This window comes from Streptomyces sp. NPDC086787, assembly GCF_044745865.1.
GTDB lineage: Bacteria > Actinomycetota > Actinomycetes > Streptomycetales > Streptomycetaceae > Streptomyces.
In genome coordinates, this window is the sequence record NZ_JBIVBC010000001.1 from 22,569 (window position 1) to 39,761 (window position 17,193).

Here is a 17,193-nt window from a genome sequence, read left to right on the forward strand (position 1 = left end):
GCGTCGGGCCGCAGAGGAAGGGACCGTACTTCCTTCTACGTCACGCAACGGCGCGCGACAGGAGCCAGAGGACAATGCAGACCAAGCTGGACGAAGCCAAGGCCGAGCTGCTCGACAGGGCCGCCCGGGTAGCTGAGAACAGCCCGGTCGGGGGGCACCTACCGACTGGGACGACGGGCGGGGGCACCCCGGACCAGGAGTCCGTGCTCACGTTCCTCCAGCGCTACTACCTGCACACCGCCCCGGAGGACCTCGCCGACCGCGACCCGGTCGACGTCTTCGGAGCCGCGGTCTCGCACTACCGTCTCGCCGAGAGCCGCCCCCAGGGCACGGCCAACGTGCGGGTCCACACGCCCACCGTCGAAGAGAACGGGTGGACCTGCAGCCACACCGTCGTCGAGGTCGTCACCGACGACATGCCCTTCCTCGTGGACTCCGTGACGAACGAGCTGACCCGGCAGGGCCGCGGCATCCACGTCGTCATCCACCCGCAGTTCGTCGTCCGGCGTGATGTCACCGGCGAGCTCATCGAGGTGCTGCCCATCACCCGCCCGGGCAACGGCGACCTCCCGCACGACGCGCACATCGAGTCCTGGATCCACGTCGAGATCGACCGTGAGACCGACCGCGCCGACCTGAAGCAGATCACCGCCGACCTGCTGCGCGTCCTGTCCGACGCCCGCGAGGCCGTCGAGGACTGGGAGAAGATGCGCGACGCGGCACTGCGCATCGGCGAGCAGCTCGACGGCGAGCCCGTCCCCGCGGATCTCCCCGCGGCCGAGGTCGAGGAAGCCCGTGAGCTGCTGCGCTGGCTGTCCGCCGACCACTTCACCTTCCTCGGATACCGCGAGTACGAGCTGCGCGAGGACGACTCGCTCGCGCCGGTGGCGGGCACCGGGCTCGGGATACTGCGCTCCGACCCGCACCACGGGGAGGACGAGAAGCACCCCGTCAGCCCCTCCTTCGAGCGGCTCCCGGCCGACGCCCGCGCCAAGGCCCGCGAGCACAAGCTCCTCGTCCTGACCAAGGCCAACAGCCGGTCCACCGTGCACCGCCCCTCGTACCTCGACTACGTCGGTGTGAAGAAGTTCGACAAGGACGGGAACGTCGTCGGGGAGCGCCGCTTCCTCGGCCTGTTCTCCTCCGCCGCCTACACCGAGTCGGTCCGCCGGGTGCCCGTCATCCGGCGCAAGGTCGAAGAGGTGATCAGGGGCGCCGGCTTCTCGCCCAACAGCCACGACGGGCGCGACCTGCTCCAGATCATGGAGACGTACCCGCGCGACGAGCTGTTCCAGACGCCCGTGGACGAACTGCGTTCCATCGTCACTTCCGTCCTCTACCTCCAGGAGCGGCGCCGGCTGCGCCTGTACCTGCGCCAGGACGAGTACGGCCGCTACTACTCGGCCCTCGTCTACCTCCCACGGGACCGCTACACCACCGGCGTCCGGCTGCGAATCATCGACATCCTGAAGGAGGAGCTCGGCGGCATCAGCGTCGACTTCACCGCCTGGAACACCGAGTCGATCCTGTCCCGGCTGCACTTCGTCGTCCGTGTCCCGCAGGGCACCGAGCTGCCCGAGCTGTCCGACGCCGACAAGGAGCGCATCGAGGCGCGGCTCGTCGAGGCGGCCCGCTCCTGGGCCGACGGATTCGGCGAGGCGCTCACCGCAGAGTGCGGCGAGGAGCGAGCCGCCGAGCTGCTGCGCCGCTACTCCAACGCCTTCCCCGAGGGCTACAAGGCCGACCACACCCCGCGCGCCGCGGTCTCCGACCTGGTCCACCTGGAGCGGCTCAGCGAGCAGGACGGCAACTTCTCCTTCAACCTGTACGAGCCGGTGGGCGCCGCCCCCGACGAGCGCCGCTTCAAGATCTACCGCAGGGGCGAGGCCATCTCCCTGTCCGCCGTGCTGCCGGTCCTCAGCCGGCTCGGCGTCGAGGTGATCGACGAGCGCCCCTACGAACTGCGCTGCTCCGACCGGACGACCGCCTGGATCTACGACTTCGGACTGCGCATTCCCAAGTCGCTGGGCGGCGGCAACGGCGACTACCTCGGCGACGACGGCCGTGAGCGCTTCCAGGAGGCGTTCGCCGCCACCTGGACCGGCAAGGCCGAGAACGACGGCTTCAACGCCCTCGTGCTGGGCGCCGGGCTGACCTGGCGGCAGGCAGTGGTGCTGCGTGCCTACGCCAAGTACCTGCGGCAGGCCGGTTCCACCTTCAGCCAGGACTACATGGAGGACACCCTCCGGACCAACGTCCACACCACCCGGCTGCTCGTCTCCCTCTTCGAGGCGCGGATGTCGCCGGACCGCCAGCGCGCCGGGCTGGAGATCACCGACGCCCTGCTGGAGGAGCTGGACGCCGCCCTCGACCAGGTGGCGAGCCTGGACGAGGACCGCATCCTGCGCTCCTTCCTCACCGTCATCAAGGCGACGCTGCGCACCAACTTCTTCCAGGAGAAGCACGACGGCGCGCCCCATGACTACGTGTCGATGAAGTTCGACCCGCAGGCGATCCCGGACCTTCCGGCGCCCCGCCCGGCGTACGAGATCTGGGTGTACTCGCCGCGCGTCGAAGGCGTGCACCTGCGCTTCGGCAAGGTCGCGCGCGGTGGCCTGCGCTGGTCCGACCGCCGTGAGGACTTCCGCACGGAGATCCTCGGCCTGGTCAAGGCGCAGATGGTGAAGAACACCGTCATCGTGCCGGTCGGCGCCAAGGGCGGCTTCGTCGCCAAGCAGCTGCCGGACCCGAGCGTCGACCGGGACGCGTGGCTGGCCGAGGGCATCGCCAGCTACAAGACCTTCATCTCGGCGCTGCTGGACATCACCGACAACATGGTGGCCGGCGAGGTCGTGCCCCCGGCGGACGTCGTACGGCACGACGAGGACGACACCTATCTGGTGGTCGCCGCCGACAAGGGCACGGCGACGTTCTCCGACATCGCCAACCAGGTCGCGGAGTCCTACAACTTCTGGCTCGGTGACGCCTTCGCCTCCGGCGGTTCCGCGGGCTACGACCACAAGGGCATGGGCATCACCGCCCGTGGCGCCTGGGAGTCCGTCAAGCGGCACTTCCGCGAGCTGGGCGTGGACACGCAGACCGAGGACTTCACGGTCGTCGGCATCGGTGACATGTCCGGTGACGTGTTCGGCAACGGCATGCTGCTGAGCGAGCACATCCGCCTGGTCGCCGCCTTCGACCACCGGCACATCGTCATCGACCCGGTCCCGGACGCGGCCACCTCCTTCGCCGAGCGTCGCCGCCTGTTCGAGCTGCCCCGCTCCAGCTGGGCCGACTACAACACCGAACTGCTCTCCGCGGGCGGCGGGATCTTCCCGCGCAGCGCCAAGGCGATCCCGGTCAACGCGCACATCCGCGAGGCCCTCGGTATCGAGTCCGGTGTCACCAAGATGACCCCGGCCGACCTGATGCAGGCGATCCTGAGGGCGCCGGTGGACCTGCTGTGGAACGGCGGCATCGGCACCTACGTCAAGGCCTCCACGGAGTCGAACGCGGACGTCGGCGACAAGGCCAACGACGCCATCCGCGTCGACGGCGGAGACCTCCGGGTCAAGGTCGTCGGCGAGGGCGGCAACCTGGGTCTGACCCAGCTGGGCCGTATCGAGTTCGCCACGCACGGCGGCAAGATCAACACCGACGCGATCGACAACAGCGCCGGCGTGGACACCTCCGACCACGAGGTGAACATCAAGATCCTGCTGAACGGCCTGGTCACGGACGGCGACATGACCGTCAAGCAGCGCAACAAGCTGCTCGCCGAGATGACCGACGAGGTCGGCGCGCTGGTGCTGCGCAACAACTACGCGCAGAACACGGCCATCGCCAACGCCCTCGCCCAGTCCAAGGACATGCTCCACGCGCAGCAGCGGTTCATCCGCCACCTGGTGCGCGAGGGCCACCTCGACCGGGCCCTGGAGTTCCTGCCGACCGACCGCCAGATCCGCGAGCGGCTCGGCCAGGGCCAGGGCCTGACCGGCCCGGAGACGGCCGTGCTGCTGGCGTACACGAAGATCACGGTGGCCGACGAGCTGCTGGCGACCTCGCTGCCGGACGACCCGTACCTGCGCGGTCTGCTGCACGCGTACTTCCCGACGGCGCTGCGCGAGCGGTTCGGCGACAACGTCGACAGCCACCCGCTGCGCCGTGAGATCACGACCACCGTCCTCGTCAACGACACGGTGAACACGGGCGGTACGACCTATCTGCACCGCCTGCGCGAGGAGACCGGGGCCTCGCTCGACGAGATCGTCCGCGCCCAGACCGTGGCCCGGGTGATCTTCCGCGCGGCGCCCGTGTGGGACGCGGTCGAGGAGCTCGACAACCAGGTCGACGCCGCCGTGCAGACCCGGATCCGGCTGCACTCGCGCCGACTGGTGGAGCGCGGCACCCGCTGGCTGCTCAACAACCGGCCGCAGCCGCTGGCGCTCGCCGAGACCGTCGAGTTCTTCGCGGACCGTGTCGAGCAGGTCTGGCAGGAGCTGCCGAAGCTGCTGCGCGGCGCCGACCTGGAGTGGTACCAGCACGTGTACGACGAGCTGTCCGCCGTCGGCGTGCCGGACGAGCTGGCGACCCGTGTGGCCGGTTTCTCCTCCGCCTTCCCGGCGCTGGACATCGTCTCGGTGGCCGACCGCATGGAACGGGAGCCGCTGGACGTCGCCGAGGTGTACTACGACCTCGGCGACCGCCTCAGCATCACCCAGCTCATGGACCGGATCATCGAACTGCCCCGCAACGACCGCTGGCAGTCCATGGCCCGTGCCTCCATCCGCGAGGACCTGTACGCGGCCCACGCGGGCCTCACCGGGGACGTCCTCGCCGTCGGCAACGGCACGTCGACCCCCGAGCAGCGCTACCAGGCCTGGGAGGACAAGAACAGCGCGATCCTGAGCCGGGCGCGCAGCACCCTGGAGGAGATCCGCAGCTCCGAGTCGTTCGACCTGGCGAACCTCTCGGTGGCCATGCGGACCATGCGGACGCTGCTGCGCTCGCACTCGTAGAGCGGGTACGCCGCACCCGTAGCGCGGTACGCCGACGGAGTGCCCCGGGCCGGTCACGGTCCGGGGCACCCGCGTTTTCGCCCGCCGTACCGCTCACGAGCTCGTTAGAGTCGGCCGCGTGTCCGCCTTCCGCCTCCCCGCCGGGCGGTTTCTTCCGCAGGCCGCCGCCGCGCTGGTGCTGGCCCTGCTGCTCCTGGTGGTCGTCCGCCTGCCCTGGGCGGGCGACCTCGGCATGCACGCGGCGACGGTGCAGCGCCTGCGGCACAGCCTCCTGAACCCCGGCAACCCGCTCGTCGACACGGACACACCGAGCCCGTACTACTCGCCGTGGACGCTGCTCCTCGGCGCCCTCGCCCGGCTCACCGGACTGCCGGTCTTCGCCGTGCTACGGGTGGCCGCGGTCGCCGGCCTGGCGCTGCTGGTCACGGGGGTGTGGCGCTACGTCCGCACCCTGAGCGCGCACCGGGCCGCCCCGGCGCTCGCCCTGCTGTGCCTGCTGTTCCTGTGGGGACCGGAGCTGTTCGAGTGGAGCGGCTTCCTCGGGCTGAACTCCCTGGCGCTGACGGTGTCGTATCCGAGCGTGTGCGCGCTCGGGCTCTCCTTCCACCTGTGGGCCTGGCTGGCGCCGGCGGTGCGGGGCGGTGCGCAGCGGTGGGTGTGGCCGGGGCTCGGGGCGCTGTGGGCGGTGATCCTGCTGGTCCACCAGTTCTCCGGAGTGGTGGCCTCCCTGGGCGCCCTCGCCACGGTGGCGGCGGCGCGTCCCGGACGTCGGGTGGTGGCGCGGCTGGGCGCGGGGCTGCTGCTGGGGCTGGTGGTGCTGTGGGCGTGGCCGTACTACGACTTCTTCGCGCTGCTCACGGCCGGCGCGGACCTCGACGCCGTCCACCGGTCGCTGTACCGGCAGCTCTCCGGCCGGTTCGGGCTGGTGCTGCTCGGCGTGGCCGCGCTCGTGCCCCGCTGGCGGCGGGACCACCGGGACCCGCTGGTGCTGTTCTTCGCGCTGGGCGCGCTCGTGTTCGCCGTGGGCGGGGCGAGCGGCCACTACGCGTGGGGGCGCGCGCTGCCCGCCGCGCTGATCCCGGCCCAGCTGGCCGCCGCGCTGGAGGCGCTGCCGGTCGAGGGGCGTACCCGGGCGGTGCGCACCGGCTGGGCGTGCGCGCTGGCCGCCGCGCTGGCGGTCGGCGCGTGGACACAGGCCGGGACGCTCGGCTACGTCGTACCGCGCGGTGCGCTGCCGCAGGCGGTCGCGGAGAAGTACCGGACGCCGTGGGCCGGGTACCGGTGGATCACGCCCTGGGTGCGGTACGGCGACATCGTCATGGCCCGGGTGTCCGTGTCCCGGCAGATCCCCGCCTACGGCCCCTACACCGTCGCCCCCGGCTACCCCGACGTGTTCCTGCCGGACGAGCGGCGGCGCGACGACGCCGTGCGGCGGTACTTCGCCGCGGGGACCGCGGGGGACGAGCGGCGGCGGATCGTGGGCGCGTACCGGGTGCGGTGGGTGGTCGACACCGGGGTCGCCGCACGGGGCGCGGGGCTGCGGGAGGTGGCCCGGGGGCCGGGTGGGCAGGTGTTGTACGCGGTGCGGCGGTGAACCGTGCTGCCGCGCCCCGTCACCTCAGTGCGGCGGACGCCAGGTGGGCCAGGCGCCGTATCCGCGGGCGGGCCAGCCGTCGTACCAGTGGGTGGATCACCCGCGCCGTCACGCCCGCCGGGCGCCAGCGGATCTGGAGGCGGCCGGGGCCGTGGCCCTCGGGTTCGACGGTGAGGTGGTGGGGGGCCGTGCCGGAGTGGTAGCCGACGCGGGTGCTCAGGGGCTGGAAGGCGGTGGGTGCGAGGAGGAGGCCGGTGTGGGTCAGGCCCTGGTGCTGGAGGCGGAGCAGGGGGTGACGGGTGCCGTCGAAGCCGTACGGGGGCACGGGCGCCGCCGTCAGGTCGAGGCGGACGCGGCCCTCGAAGACGCCGGGGCGGACGGGATCGAGGCGGAACGGGACCGTGAGGCGGCGCCGGCCGGGCGCCAGCAGCAGGCTCGCGCGGGTCGGGCCGATCGGGAGGCGGAGGCCGGGGTCGTAGGTGCGGATCGCGAGGTCCAGACAGGCTCCCGGGCCGCGGACCAGCTCCGTGATCTCGTGGCGGAACTGGGCGCCGGGGAAGGGGCGGCTGTCCAGCTCCAGGTCGGTCACGTCCAGTTCGCGGCGGGCGTGGGCCGAGACGGGGACGTGGTCGCCCCAGTACGTTCCACCGCCCTCCTGGTCCGCCGTCACCTGACGGGGTGCCACGCCGTGGCCCAGGCCCCGTGCGGCGAGCCGCGCGTCGGACAGGCGGCCGTCGCGGACCAGTTGGAGGACCACCCGCTCCGGGCGGGGGAGCCGGGCGTACGAGCCGGGGGTCAGGGTGTCCAGATACGGGTTCAGGATGTCCGCGAACGAGCTCAGCCACGCGTCGTCGCGGTGCGGCAGGTCGCCGGCGTACATGCGGAAGTCGTGCTTGAGGAACTTGTAGTCCTTGTCCTCGCGCAGCGCCCCGTGCCCGCTCTCCGCCAGGAACCCGTCGATCAGGCGCTGCACATGGACGCGGTCGCGGACGTTGCCGAGCTTGTGCCGCTGGTTGGAGATCGACGCCAGGTCACCGGCGGCGTGGGGGTCGACGTACCAGTGGTACACCGGGTCCGGGATGATCGTGAACGCTCTGGCCAGGCAGTAGGCCTGCGCCGAGAACAACTGGTCCTCGTAGTGGATGCCCTCCGGGAAGCGCAGTCCGTGGCGGTCCAGGAAGGTGCGCGCGTACATCTTGCTGGTCGCCAGGTGCTCGAAGAGCAGGCGCGGGTCCGCCGCTATGCCCTCCAGGGTCCGGCGCCGTGCCACCAGGTGCGGCATCCAGGTCGAGCGGCTGCCGCTGTCCGCCCGTATTCGCCGTACCGCGCCCATCGCGAAGTCGATCTCGCGCTCGCGGTGCGCGGCCAGGAGCAGTTCGACCGCGCGCTCGGGCAGTTCGTCGTCGCTGTCCAGGAACATCAGATACGGCGCTCGCGCGATCTCCAGGGCCCGGTTGCGCGGGGCGCTGCACCCCCCGCTGTTCTTCGGCAGGCGGAGCCGGCGGATACGGGGATCGCGGGCCGCCAGCTCCCTGGCCACCGCCGGGGTCTCGTCCGTCGAGTGGTCGTCGCTGATGATGATCTCGATGCCGGGGTGCGTCTGCCGCAGTACCGAGCCGACCGCGCGGGGCAGCCGCGCCGCGTCGTTGTGGACGATCACCGTGACCGTGACGTCGGGGGCGTCGGGCGTCATGACGCGGCCTCCTCGGGGGTGGGTGCCGGGGTGCGCCGCTCCACGGGGACCACCGGCGGCAGCGCGCTCTCGCTCTCGCCGAGGAAGACCCGCCGTACGACACGTTCGGCGGCGTGTCCGTCGTCGTACTCGCAGAACCGGCGCCGGAACACCGCCCGCGCCTTCGCGGCGGCCTCGTCGCGCCACGCGCCGGTGGTGAGCAGCTCCGTCAGTTCCTCCTGGGTGCGGGCCACCTGGCCCGGCGCCTCGGACATCAGGTCGAAGTAGACACCCCGGGTCGTCGTGTACGTCTCCCAGTCGTCGGCGTACACGACGATCGGCCGGTCCAGGTTGGCGTAGTCGAACATGATCGACGAGTAGTCCGTGACCAGGACGTCGGCGGCCAGGCACAGCTCCTCGACGGGGTCGTACGAGGAGACGTCCAGGATCCGGCCCGCGCGGCGCGGACCGGCGAGCGGGGACGCGCCGCCGCCGTAGAAGTAGTGGCCGCGGACCAGCAGGACCGTGTGGGGGCCGAGACGGTCGGCGAGGGCGGCCAGGTCCAGGCGGGGGGTCCAGCCGGTCTCGTAGTCGCGATGGGTGGGGGCGTACAGGACGGCTCGCGTGCCGGGGGCGATGCCGAGGCGGGCGCGGATCGCACGGATGTCGTGGGCGGTGGCGGAGTAGAGGACGTCGTTGCGCGGATAGCCGTGGTCGAGGGAGATGTGGCGGGTGGGGTAGGCGCGCTCCCACATGCGGGTGGAGTGACTGTTGGCGCTGACGCTGTAGTCCCACTTGTCGATCCGGGCGAGCAGCGCACCGAAGTCCATGCCCTTGGCCGCGGCCGGGTGCCGCATCTGGTCCAGGCCCATGCGCTTGAGCGGGGTGCCGTGGTGGGTCTGGAGGTGGACCGCGTCGGGGCGTTTGACCACCGCGTCCGGGAAGTTGACGTTGTTGGTGAGGTACTTGGCGGTGGCCAGCACCTCCCAGTAGCGGCGGGTACCGGGGATCACGTGGTCGGTGCCGGGCGGAAGCAGCGGCGCGTTGTTCTTCGAGACCACCCACACCGGGTGTATCTCCGGGGCGAGTTCGGCGAGCTTGGCGGCGACGGCGGCCGGGTTGCAGGCGACGCCGCGGTACCAGTAGGCGGCGAAGACGGCCAGCCGGGGATCGACGGGGCGGTCCAGGGCCCGGCGGTACTGGTGGTCGCGGACCTTCGCGCCCAGCCGGCGTTTGTGGGTGCGCAGGGCCGTCTTCGCGGCACGGCGGGTGCGGTTGGCGGCCTGGAAGGCGCGGTACCGGGTGTAGGCGTCCTCCTCGAGCAGTGCCCGCCGGACGCCTTCGAGGCCCGCCGGGCGCTGGTGTCCGGGTGGCCGCAGGCGTACCGCGGCCCGGGCGGCGCGGTGGAAGAACTCGCGGGCCACCGGATCGGGCAGCTCCTCGCGGGTGAAGACGCGCAGCAGGTCGCGGACCATGACGTCGTAGAGGACGGCGTGGGCGGCGGGGCGGCCCTGAAGCCGGGACAGGAGGTCCTCGTAGCGGTCCACGAGCGCGTAGCGCTGTTCGGGGGTGGGCGGCGGGAGGCTCTCGGGGCGCAGCCTGCGGTCGTCGTACGCCACCTGCCCGAGGCAGGCGACACGGTCGGCGAGCAGCAGGGCGGCATGGGCGGCGTACGGCTCGTCGTCGCGGCCCAGCAGGTGCTCGTGTGCCCGCCAGAAGGTGGTGCGCAGGGCTCGGTTGCCGAGCAGCGGGGTGAGGTTCAGCAGGCCGGGGGCCTCGTCGAGGGCGAGGTCGGCGCGGCCCGCGCGAGCCAGGACCGGACCGTCGGCCGAGGGTCTGGCGGAGGTCCGCCAGGTGGTGGTGACGTGGTCGAAGAGGAGGACGTCCACCGAGGCGGGCAGTTCCGCGGCGCGTTCGGCGACCGTGCGGGCGGCGCCGGCGGGCAGGCCGTCCTTGGCGTGGACGAAGTGCAGCCAGCGGCCACTGGCCCGGGCCGCGCCCGCCGCCCGGGCCGCCGCCTCGCCGGTGCCGTCGGGCAGGGGCAGCACCACCGTCTCCGGGGTGTGCCCCTCGGCCGTCTCGCGGGCCCAGTCGCCGACCGCGGCCACGATCACCTCGGCGTCCGGGAGGGGACGGGCGGCCAGCGAGTCGAGGAGTCCGTTCAGATGTCCCTGGGTGTTCGCCCCGTGGACGACGATGCTGAGTTCGGGCATCGCGGTGGACTCCTTCGCCTCGCCGAATGGGACGCGACCTTTCAGGTCATATTGTCACTTGGCGGACTGAAGGGGTAAATGTTCTTGCGCCGTCAGGAGGGCTGCGGGACCTTCGGCGCCGCCTGCTTCGGCGGAGCCTTCTTGGGCGACTTGTCGCTGGTGAACGCGTCGTACTCCTTGAGCACGGCGTCCGTCGGCCCGTCCATGCGCAGCTCCCCGCGCTCCAGCCACAGCACCCGGTCGCAGGTGTCCCGGATCGAGCTGGCGTTGTGGCTGACCAGGAACACGGTGCCCGCGTGCTTGCGCAGTTCGCGGATCCGCTGTTCCGAGCGCTTCTGGAAGGAGCGGTCGCCGGTGGCCAGGGCCTCGTCGATGAGCAGGACGTCGTGGTCCTTGGCGGCGGCGATGGAGAAGCGCAGCCGGGCGCCCATGCCGGAGGAGTAGGTCCGCATCGGAAGGGTGATGAAGTCGCCCTTCTCGTTGATGCCGGAGAAGTCCACGATCTCCTGGTAGCGGGACTTGATCTCCTCCCGGGACATGCCCATGGCGAGGCCGCCCAGGTAGACGTTGCGCTCGCCGGTCAGGTCGCCCATCAGTGCCGCGTTGACACCGAGCAGGGAGGGCTGGCCGTCGGTGTAGATGCGGCCGTTCTCCACCGGGAGCAGGCCGGCCACCGCCTTGAGCAGGGTCGACTTGCCGGAGCCGTTGGTGCCGATCAGTCCGATCGCCTCGCCCTTGTAGGCGACGAAGGACACCTTCTTCACCGCGTGCACGGTGCGCACGCCGGCTGCCTTCTCGGCCTGCTTGCGGCGCAGCATGCGGTTGAGGGCGACAGTGGCGGCGCCACGTCCGCCGCCGGTGCCGTTGACCCGGTAGATGATGTCGACGTTCTCCACCACGACGGTGGGGACCCGGCTGCCGGAGGGGCCGGACTGGTCGGGGATGCGGTCGTTCGTGTTCTCAGCCACGGCCGTACGTCTCCTCAGCCTTCCAGAAGTAGATGAAGCCGCCGACCCCGGCGATCAGGGCCCAGCCGACCGCCGCCGCCCACACGTGCGGGGGGAGCTGGCTGCCGTGGAAGCTGTCGATCAGCGCGTAGCGCATGAGGTCGATGTAGACAGCGGCCGGGTTGGTCTCCAGGGCGACCGTCAGCAGGTGCGGGTAGTGGTTCGCCTTGGTCAGCTTGTCGATGCTCCACATGACGCCGGAGACGTACATCCAGGTACGCAGCACGAACGGCATCAGCTGGGCGATGTCCGGGGTCTTCGCGCCCATCCGGGCCATGATCATCGACATGCCGGCGTTGAACGTGAACTGGAGCATCAGGACCGGGATCGCCAGCAGCCAGGAGACGGCGATCGGGACGCCGAAGCAGAGCAGGATGACGACCAGGGCGGCCATCGAGAACAGCAGCTGCTGGAGCTGCTGGAGCGCGAACGAGATCGGCAGCGCGGCCCGGGGGAAGTGCAGCGCCCGGACGAGGCCGATGTTGCTGGAGATGGCCCGGGTGCCGGACATGATCGAGGTCTGGGTGAACGTCCAGATGAACACGCCCGTCACCAGGAACGGGACGTAGTCCGGCACGTTGTGCTTGGTGTTCAGCAGCACGCCGAAGATGAAGTAGTAGACCGCCGCGTTGAGCAGCGGGGTCATGACCTGCCAGACCTGGCCGAGCTTCGCCTGGCTGTACTGGGCGGTCAGCTTGGCGGTGGCGAAGGCGGCGATGAAGTGACGCCGGTCCCACAGCTGCCTGACGTACTCGGGCAGGGTGGGACGCGCGCCGCTGACCGTCAGCCCGTGGCGCGCGGCGAGCGCCGCGAGGTCGTTCTCGGCCGGGGCCGGTGTCGTGGGCGGTGTGTGGAGTACCTGGCTCACATCCGCTGCTTTCACTCGGGGGGTGTCCTGCGTCGGAACGGGTCCGTATCGTCGCATCGGAGAGTAGAACCAATCCACGTCGGAACGCAACCGTATCGTCGTAACGCCCTATGCTGGACTTCATGACGACGAACGCCGAGGGACCCCAGACGCGTCCGCGCCGCCGGCCCCCCGCCGGGGCGGCCGTCCTTCGCGAGGACGTGACCGAGGCCATCCGGTCCGCCGTCTTCGAGGAACTCGCCTCCGTCGGCTACGCCCGGATGTCCATCGAGGGCATCGCGCGCCGCGCCGGGGTCGGCAAGACCGCGGTGTACCGCCGTTGGCGTTCCAAACTGCACCTCGTGCTCGACGTGGTGTCGGCCCTCGCGGTGCTGGGCCTGCCCGTGCCCGACACCGGCACGCTGGAGGGCGACCTGCGGCTCCTGTACGAGTTCACGTCCCGCGCCCTGCGCCACCCCGTCGCCTCGCAGATCATCCCCGACCTCCAGGCCGAGGCGGCCCGCAATCCCGAGATCGCCGACGCCATGCGCAGAACCCTGCGCGAAGGGCAGGAAGGCGTCGCCAGCAAGATCCTCGCGGCGGCCGAACAACGCGGTGAGCTCCGCCACGGCATCGACGCCGACCTGGCCCTCGACCTGATCTCCGGCCCCCTGTACTGGCGCTCGGTCGTCATCCGCGGCCCGAAACTCCCCAAGGCCTACCTGGAGACACTGACCCGGGCGACGGCAGAGGCACTCAAGGCACTGTGAGCCCGGACCTTCGCGCCACCGGCGCCGATCCGGTGCGTCAGGAGGTGGTCAGTGCGTCCTGGGGGGTGTGGTGGGGGGTCGGGTGGGGTCTGCCCGTGGTGGTGGGGGTGGTCGGGGTCGGGCGGGTCGAGTGCCAGAGGCGGGTGTAGGAGAGTACGGCGGCTGTGGCCAGCAGGCCGTTGCGGGTGAGCATCAGGGCGACGCCGGTCCAGGTGCAGGCCGTCACCTCGCCGTAGAAAGCGGGGTAGGCCACTGCGCTCACCGCGGTGGCCGCGACCACCAGTGCGGCCACCGGTCGCTGGACGGTGTGCCGGGAGGTGAGGCAGACGGCGGCCAGGCCGAGCAGCCAGATCATGTACTGCGGGCTGATCACCCGGCTGGTGACCGTGAACAGCAGGACCGCGCACAGTGCCGTGTCGAACGGCGTCGCCTCGTTCCAGCGCCGCGCCCGCACACGCCACAGGAGCAGTAGCCCGAAGGCCACCGCCGTGAGCACGAGGGATGCGGTCGCCACGGCCGAGACGTGGGGGCCGACCAGCTCGATCGCGCCGTACCGGTAGCGGGACCGCCCCGGCCAGCCCGCGTGCCGCGCCAGGCTGAGCGCCGTACCGCCCAGCGACTCGATCTGGACACCCCGGCCGCCCTGCTGCTCCAGAAAGGCCAGCGGATGCTCGAACAGCGCCGCGAAGAGCCCGAGACCCACCGCCCCGGTCAGTGCGGCCCAGGTCCACGCGGACCGGGTGGCCCGGCCCCGTGTCAGGCCGAGCAGTACCAGCACCGGCCACACCTTCACCAGGGCGCCCAGCGCCGCGAACACCCCGCACGCCCGCCTGGAGCGCGACAGCGTCAACAGGGCGATGACCGCGAAGGAGGTGACCTGCACGTCGTACCGGGCGAGCGGGATGTGCAGCAGCAGCGGCAGCCCGCCGGTCCACAGCGCCGCCCCCATCAGGCTGCGTCCCGGCCGCCTGCCCGCATGGGCCAGCACCGCCGTGACCAGCGCGTCCGTGGCCAGCGTGAGAGTCACGAACGCCTGGAAGTACGTCAGTCCCGGCAGCAGTCCCGGCGACATCAGTACCGCGCCGGCACCCGGCGGGTACTGCCACAGCGTGTCCTGCGTGGGGAACGAGCCGTTGGACAGGATGCCGTACCAGTGGAAGTACAGCCGCCACACCTCGCGTGCCACCGAGCCGTGACCCAGCAGGCGTTCGGTGTTGTGGGCGAGCAGCCACAGCATCAGGGCGCGGCTGACGATCCACGCGGCGGCGAGGGACACCAGGGGGAGCTGACGATGCTTCATCACAACGGAGCGTAAGCCGCGTGGATGGTGTAATGGTGCTGATACACCGTCAATGCCGAACAAATATTGTCTAATCGCAAAAAATCGGGGCGTGGTGAACATGGAGCCCCTGCTGAAACCGACACCGTCGCGGGCAGTGAATTCGTCGTCGAGTCCGTCGAGTCCGTCGTCGAGTGCGTCGCGCCGCGCCGAGGTCCTCGCCGTGGCCGTTCCGGTCGCCGTGATGCTCGCGCTCGGGCTCTGGGGGCTCGACCGCGGCGGCATGTGGCGCGACGAGGCCGTCACGGTCCAGGTCGCACGGCGCACGGTGCCGCAGATCTGGCGGCTGCTGCACGGTATCGACGCGGTGCACGGCCTCTACTACCTGCTCATGCACGAGGTCCTCGCCCTCCACCCCGGCGAGGTCGTCCTGCGGCTGCCGTCGGTGTGCGGTGCGGCGGCGACCGCCGGTCTGGTCGCGGCGCTCGGCACCCGGCTGGTCCGGCCGCGTGTCGGACTGTGGGCCGGGCTGCTGTACGCGGTCACGCCGATGGCCGGTCACTACGCGCAGGAGGGCCGTTCCTACGCCCTGGTCGCGGCCGGCGCCACCGGCGCGACGCTGCTCCTGGTCCACGCCGTGGACACCGGCCGGGCCTGGCGGGCGTACGGCGTCCTGCTCGGCGTCACCTGCTGGCTGCACGAGTTCGCGGTCCTGCTGCTCCTCGCGCACGCGGTCACGCTGGCCGCGGCCCGGGTGCCCGCCCGGGTGTGGCGGTCGTGGGGCTTCGCTGCGGGCGCCGTCGTCCTCGCGCTGCTTCCCCTGGTGGCCGTGTCGCACGCCCAGTCGGCCCAGCTCGCCTGGCTCACCGCGCCGACGGTGGCGACCGCGCAGCGGCTGCTGAGTTCGTTCGCGGGGACCGCGCCGACGGTGTACTGGACGTGCCTGGCGCTGGCCGGGGCGGGCCTGGTCCGGCGGGCCGGGCCGCGGGGGAAGGTGACCTGCACGGGTGTCGCGCTGCCGCTCGCGGTGCTGCCGCCGGTGGTGCTGATGCTCGCCTCGCAGTTCTCGCCGCTGTATGTCGACCGCTATGTGCTCTACGCGCTCTCGGGAGCGCCGCTGCTGGTCGCGGCCGGGGCGGACCGGGTGGTGGGAGCTCTCGGGCGGTTCCGGCCGTGGGCGGGGCTGCGGGTGGGTCGGCCGGGTTCCGCCCTCCTCGCCCTCGCCGGTGTGCTCGCCGTCGCCCTGGCCTTCGTCCACCAGCTCCCCCTTCTGCGCCAGGACCGCCTCGCGAGTCACCGCCCCGACGACCTGGCCGCCGTGTCCAGGGCCGCCGGACGGCATCTGCGGCCGGGTGACCCGGTGCTGTTCCTGCCCTCGTCCATGCGCGGCACGGCACTGGCGTACCCGGGAGCGTTCCGGGGGACGCGGGACGTGGCGCTGGCCGTGGGGGCGCCCGAGTCGGGGACGCTGTACGGCGTCGAGGCGGGTCCGGACGCGCTGCGGCGCAGGCTGGACCGGCTGGACCGGGTGTGGGTGGTCGCCGAGCGGCGCACGCTGGACCTGTCCCGTCCGGCGCACGACCCCACGGAGCTGGCCAAGCTCGACGTGCTGGGCAAGCGGTTCGTGCCCGGGGCGCAGGTGGTGCGGCACCGGGAGGTCATCCGGCTCTACGTCCGCCGTACTCCCGCCACCGGCACTCCCGCTACCGCCGCTCCGGCGTCTCCTCCAGTGTCAGTACCGCCGAGTCCAGGGCAGCGGTGAGCCGGTCGACGCGCTCCCGCAGATCGCGAATGTCGTCGAGGCCGAAGCCGGTCGCGGCGGTGATGCGGCGGGGCACCTCGAGGGCCCGTTCGCGCAGCGCGGCGCCCTCCTCGGTCAGCTGAACCTCCACCGACCGCTCGTCGCGGACGCTGCGCTCCCGGCGCACGAGACCGGCCGCCTCCAGCCGCTTGACCAGCGGTGACAGCGTGCCGGAGTCCAGGCGCAGATGCTCGCCGAGCTGTTTGACCGGCAGGTCGCCCCGCTCCCACAGCACCAGCATCACCAGGTACTGGGGGTAGGTGAGGCCGAGGTCCTTGAGGAGCACGCGGTAGACGCCGTTGAAGGCGCGGGACGCGGCGTGCAGGGAGAAGCAGATCTGGCCGTCCAGGTGGAGCCAGTCCGCGTCGGGTGGCTGGGTGTCCGGGGACTGCGTGTCCGGGTGCTGCGTGGCGCTCATGAGACCAGGATAATCCCCTGCAAGTCATTTAGTTGTGTGCAATTGAATTGTGTGCTCTACTTGTCGTCGTGAGGGCGGCCGGACCGGGCCGCCGGAACGACAAACATCAACTCCGAGAGGGATGGTCTTCCATGGACGCGCTCTACACCGCTGTCGCCACCGCCACTCACGGCCGCGAGGGCCGCGCCGTCTCCTCCGACGGCAAGATCGACCTCGCGCTGGCCATGCCGGTGGAGCTGGGCGGCAACGGCCAGGGCACCAACCCGGAGCAGCTCTTCGCCGCCGGTTACGCCGCCTGCTTCGGCAGCGCCCTCGGTCTCGTCGGCCGCGCGGAGAAGGTGGACGTCAGCGACGCCGCGGTGACCGCCGAGGTCGGCATCGGCAAGCAGGGCGAGGGCTTCGGCCTGAAGGTCACGCTGCGCGTGGAACTGCCCGACACCGTGGACCAGGCCACCGGCCGCAAGCTCGTCGAGACCGCGCACCAGGTCTGCCCCTACTCCAACGCCACCCGCGGCAACATAGAGGTCACCCTCGTCGTCGAGTGACCCCCACCCCCTGAACGACCCGCGCCGCA

The 17,193-nt window shown here is 71.6% G+C and carries 11 protein-coding genes; 5 read left to right on the forward strand and 6 right to left on the reverse strand.

Going from position 1 to position 17,193, the window contains the following annotated elements; all coding sequences use genetic code 11:
* Positions 1 to 74: 74 nt before the first annotated feature.
* Both ACIPK3_RS00100 and ACIPK3_RS00105 read left to right on the forward strand, forming a co-directional pair.
* Positions 75 to 5,018 (forward strand): NAD-glutamate dehydrogenase, encoded by a 4,944-nt coding sequence (locus ACIPK3_RS00100; RefSeq protein ID WP_402565129.1) that lies wholly within the window; start codon positions 75 to 77, stop codon positions 5,016 to 5,018.
* Positions 5,019 to 5,136: 118 nt separating this feature from the next.
* Entirely contained in the window at positions 5,137 to 6,612 is a 1,476-nt protein-coding gene (locus ACIPK3_RS00105; RefSeq protein ID WP_402565130.1) for a hypothetical protein, read from the forward strand.
* Between the two features lie 19 nt (positions 6,613 to 6,631).
* On the opposite strand, the gene ACIPK3_RS00110 is transcribed toward ACIPK3_RS00105, so the two are convergent.
* From ACIPK3_RS00110 to ACIPK3_RS00125, 4 genes are all read right to left on the reverse strand, one after another.
* The gene (locus ACIPK3_RS00110; protein ID WP_402565132.1) at positions 6,632 to 8,305 is read right to left on the reverse strand and encodes a glycosyltransferase family 2 protein; all 1,674 of its coding nucleotides are present in this window, start codon (positions 8,303 to 8,305) and stop codon (positions 6,632 to 6,634) included.
* Positions 8,302 to 10,497: a CDP-glycerol glycerophosphotransferase family protein gene (locus ACIPK3_RS00115; protein ID WP_402565134.1), complete on the reverse strand. Its 2,196-nt coding sequence runs from the start codon at positions 10,495 to 10,497 to the stop codon at positions 8,302 to 8,304. Before ACIPK3_RS00115 ends, ACIPK3_RS00110 begins: the two co-directional genes overlap by 4 nt.
* Positions 10,498 to 10,589: 92 nt before the next feature.
* Complete coding sequence (locus ACIPK3_RS00120) at positions 10,590 to 11,465, reverse strand: ABC transporter ATP-binding protein (RefSeq protein WP_402565136.1); 876 nt, start codon at positions 11,463 to 11,465, stop codon at positions 10,590 to 10,592.
* On the reverse strand, positions 11,458 to 12,372 hold the full coding sequence (locus tag ACIPK3_RS00125; protein WP_402565138.1) for an ABC transporter permease: 915 nt from the start codon (positions 12,370 to 12,372) through the stop codon (positions 11,458 to 11,460). The genes ACIPK3_RS00120 and ACIPK3_RS00125 overlap by 8 nt, the downstream gene beginning before the upstream one ends.
* Positions 12,373 to 12,494: 122 nt before the next feature.
* Between ACIPK3_RS00125 and ACIPK3_RS00130 the strand changes: the two genes are divergently transcribed.
* Entirely contained in the window at positions 12,495 to 13,121 is a 627-nt protein-coding gene (locus ACIPK3_RS00130) for a TetR/AcrR family transcriptional regulator (RefSeq protein ID WP_402565140.1), read from the forward strand.
* A gap of 37 nt (positions 13,122 to 13,158) precedes the next feature.
* On the opposite strand, the gene ACIPK3_RS00135 is transcribed toward ACIPK3_RS00130, so the two are convergent.
* The gene (locus ACIPK3_RS00135; protein ID WP_402565142.1) at positions 13,159 to 14,421 is read right to left on the reverse strand and encodes a glycosyltransferase 87 family protein; all 1,263 of its coding nucleotides are present in this window, start codon (positions 14,419 to 14,421) and stop codon (positions 13,159 to 13,161) included.
* Positions 14,422 to 14,644: 223 nt separating this feature from the next.
* Between ACIPK3_RS00135 and ACIPK3_RS00140 the strand changes: the two genes are divergently transcribed.
* Positions 14,645 to 16,162, forward strand: coding sequence for a glycosyltransferase family 39 protein (locus ACIPK3_RS00140; RefSeq protein ID WP_402566820.1), 1,518 nt, complete (start codon positions 14,645 to 14,647; stop codon positions 16,160 to 16,162).
* On the opposite strand, the gene ACIPK3_RS00145 is transcribed toward ACIPK3_RS00140, so the two are convergent.
* Entirely contained in the window at positions 16,104 to 16,619 is a 516-nt protein-coding gene (locus ACIPK3_RS00145) for a MarR family winged helix-turn-helix transcriptional regulator (protein ID WP_402565144.1), read from the reverse strand. The two genes, ACIPK3_RS00140 and ACIPK3_RS00145, sit on opposite strands and share 59 nt — an antisense overlap.
* 131 nt (positions 16,620 to 16,750) lie before the next feature.
* On the opposite strand from ACIPK3_RS00145, the gene ACIPK3_RS00150 reads away from it, so the two are divergent.
* Positions 16,751 to 17,164: an organic hydroperoxide resistance protein gene (locus ACIPK3_RS00150; protein ID WP_402565146.1), complete on the forward strand. Its 414-nt coding sequence runs from the start codon at positions 16,751 to 16,753 to the stop codon at positions 17,162 to 17,164.
* Positions 17,165 to 17,193: the final 29 nt, after the last annotated feature.

Bases quoted from the DNA above. Each gene is read 5' to 3' on its own strand.
- ACIPK3_RS00100 (WP_402565129.1), top strand. From the start codon at position 75: ATGCAGACCAAGCTGGACGAAGCCAAGGCCGAGCTGCTCGACAGGGCC.
- ACIPK3_RS00110 (WP_402565132.1), bottom strand. From the start codon at position 8,305: ATGACGCCCGACGCCCCCGACGTCACGGTCACGGTGATCGTCCACAAC.
- ACIPK3_RS00115 (WP_402565134.1), bottom strand. From the start codon at position 10,497: ATGCCCGAACTCAGCATCGTCGTCCACGGGGCGAACACCCAGGGACAT.
- ACIPK3_RS00130 (WP_402565140.1), top strand. From the start codon at position 12,495: ATGACGACGAACGCCGAGGGACCCCAGACGCGTCCGCGCCGCCGGCCC.
- ACIPK3_RS00135 (WP_402565142.1), bottom strand. From the start codon at position 14,421: ATGAAGCATCGTCAGCTCCCCCTGGTGTCCCTCGCCGCCGCGTGGATC.
- ACIPK3_RS00140 (WP_402566820.1), top strand. From the start codon at position 14,645: ATGCTCGCGCTCGGGCTCTGGGGGCTCGACCGCGGCGGCATGTGGCGC.
- ACIPK3_RS00145 (WP_402565144.1), bottom strand. From the start codon at position 16,619: ATGAGCGCCACGCAGCACCCGGACACGCAGTCCCCGGACACCCAGCCA.
- ACIPK3_RS00150 (WP_402565146.1), top strand. From the start codon at position 16,751: ATGGACGCGCTCTACACCGCTGTCGCCACCGCCACTCACGGCCGCGAG.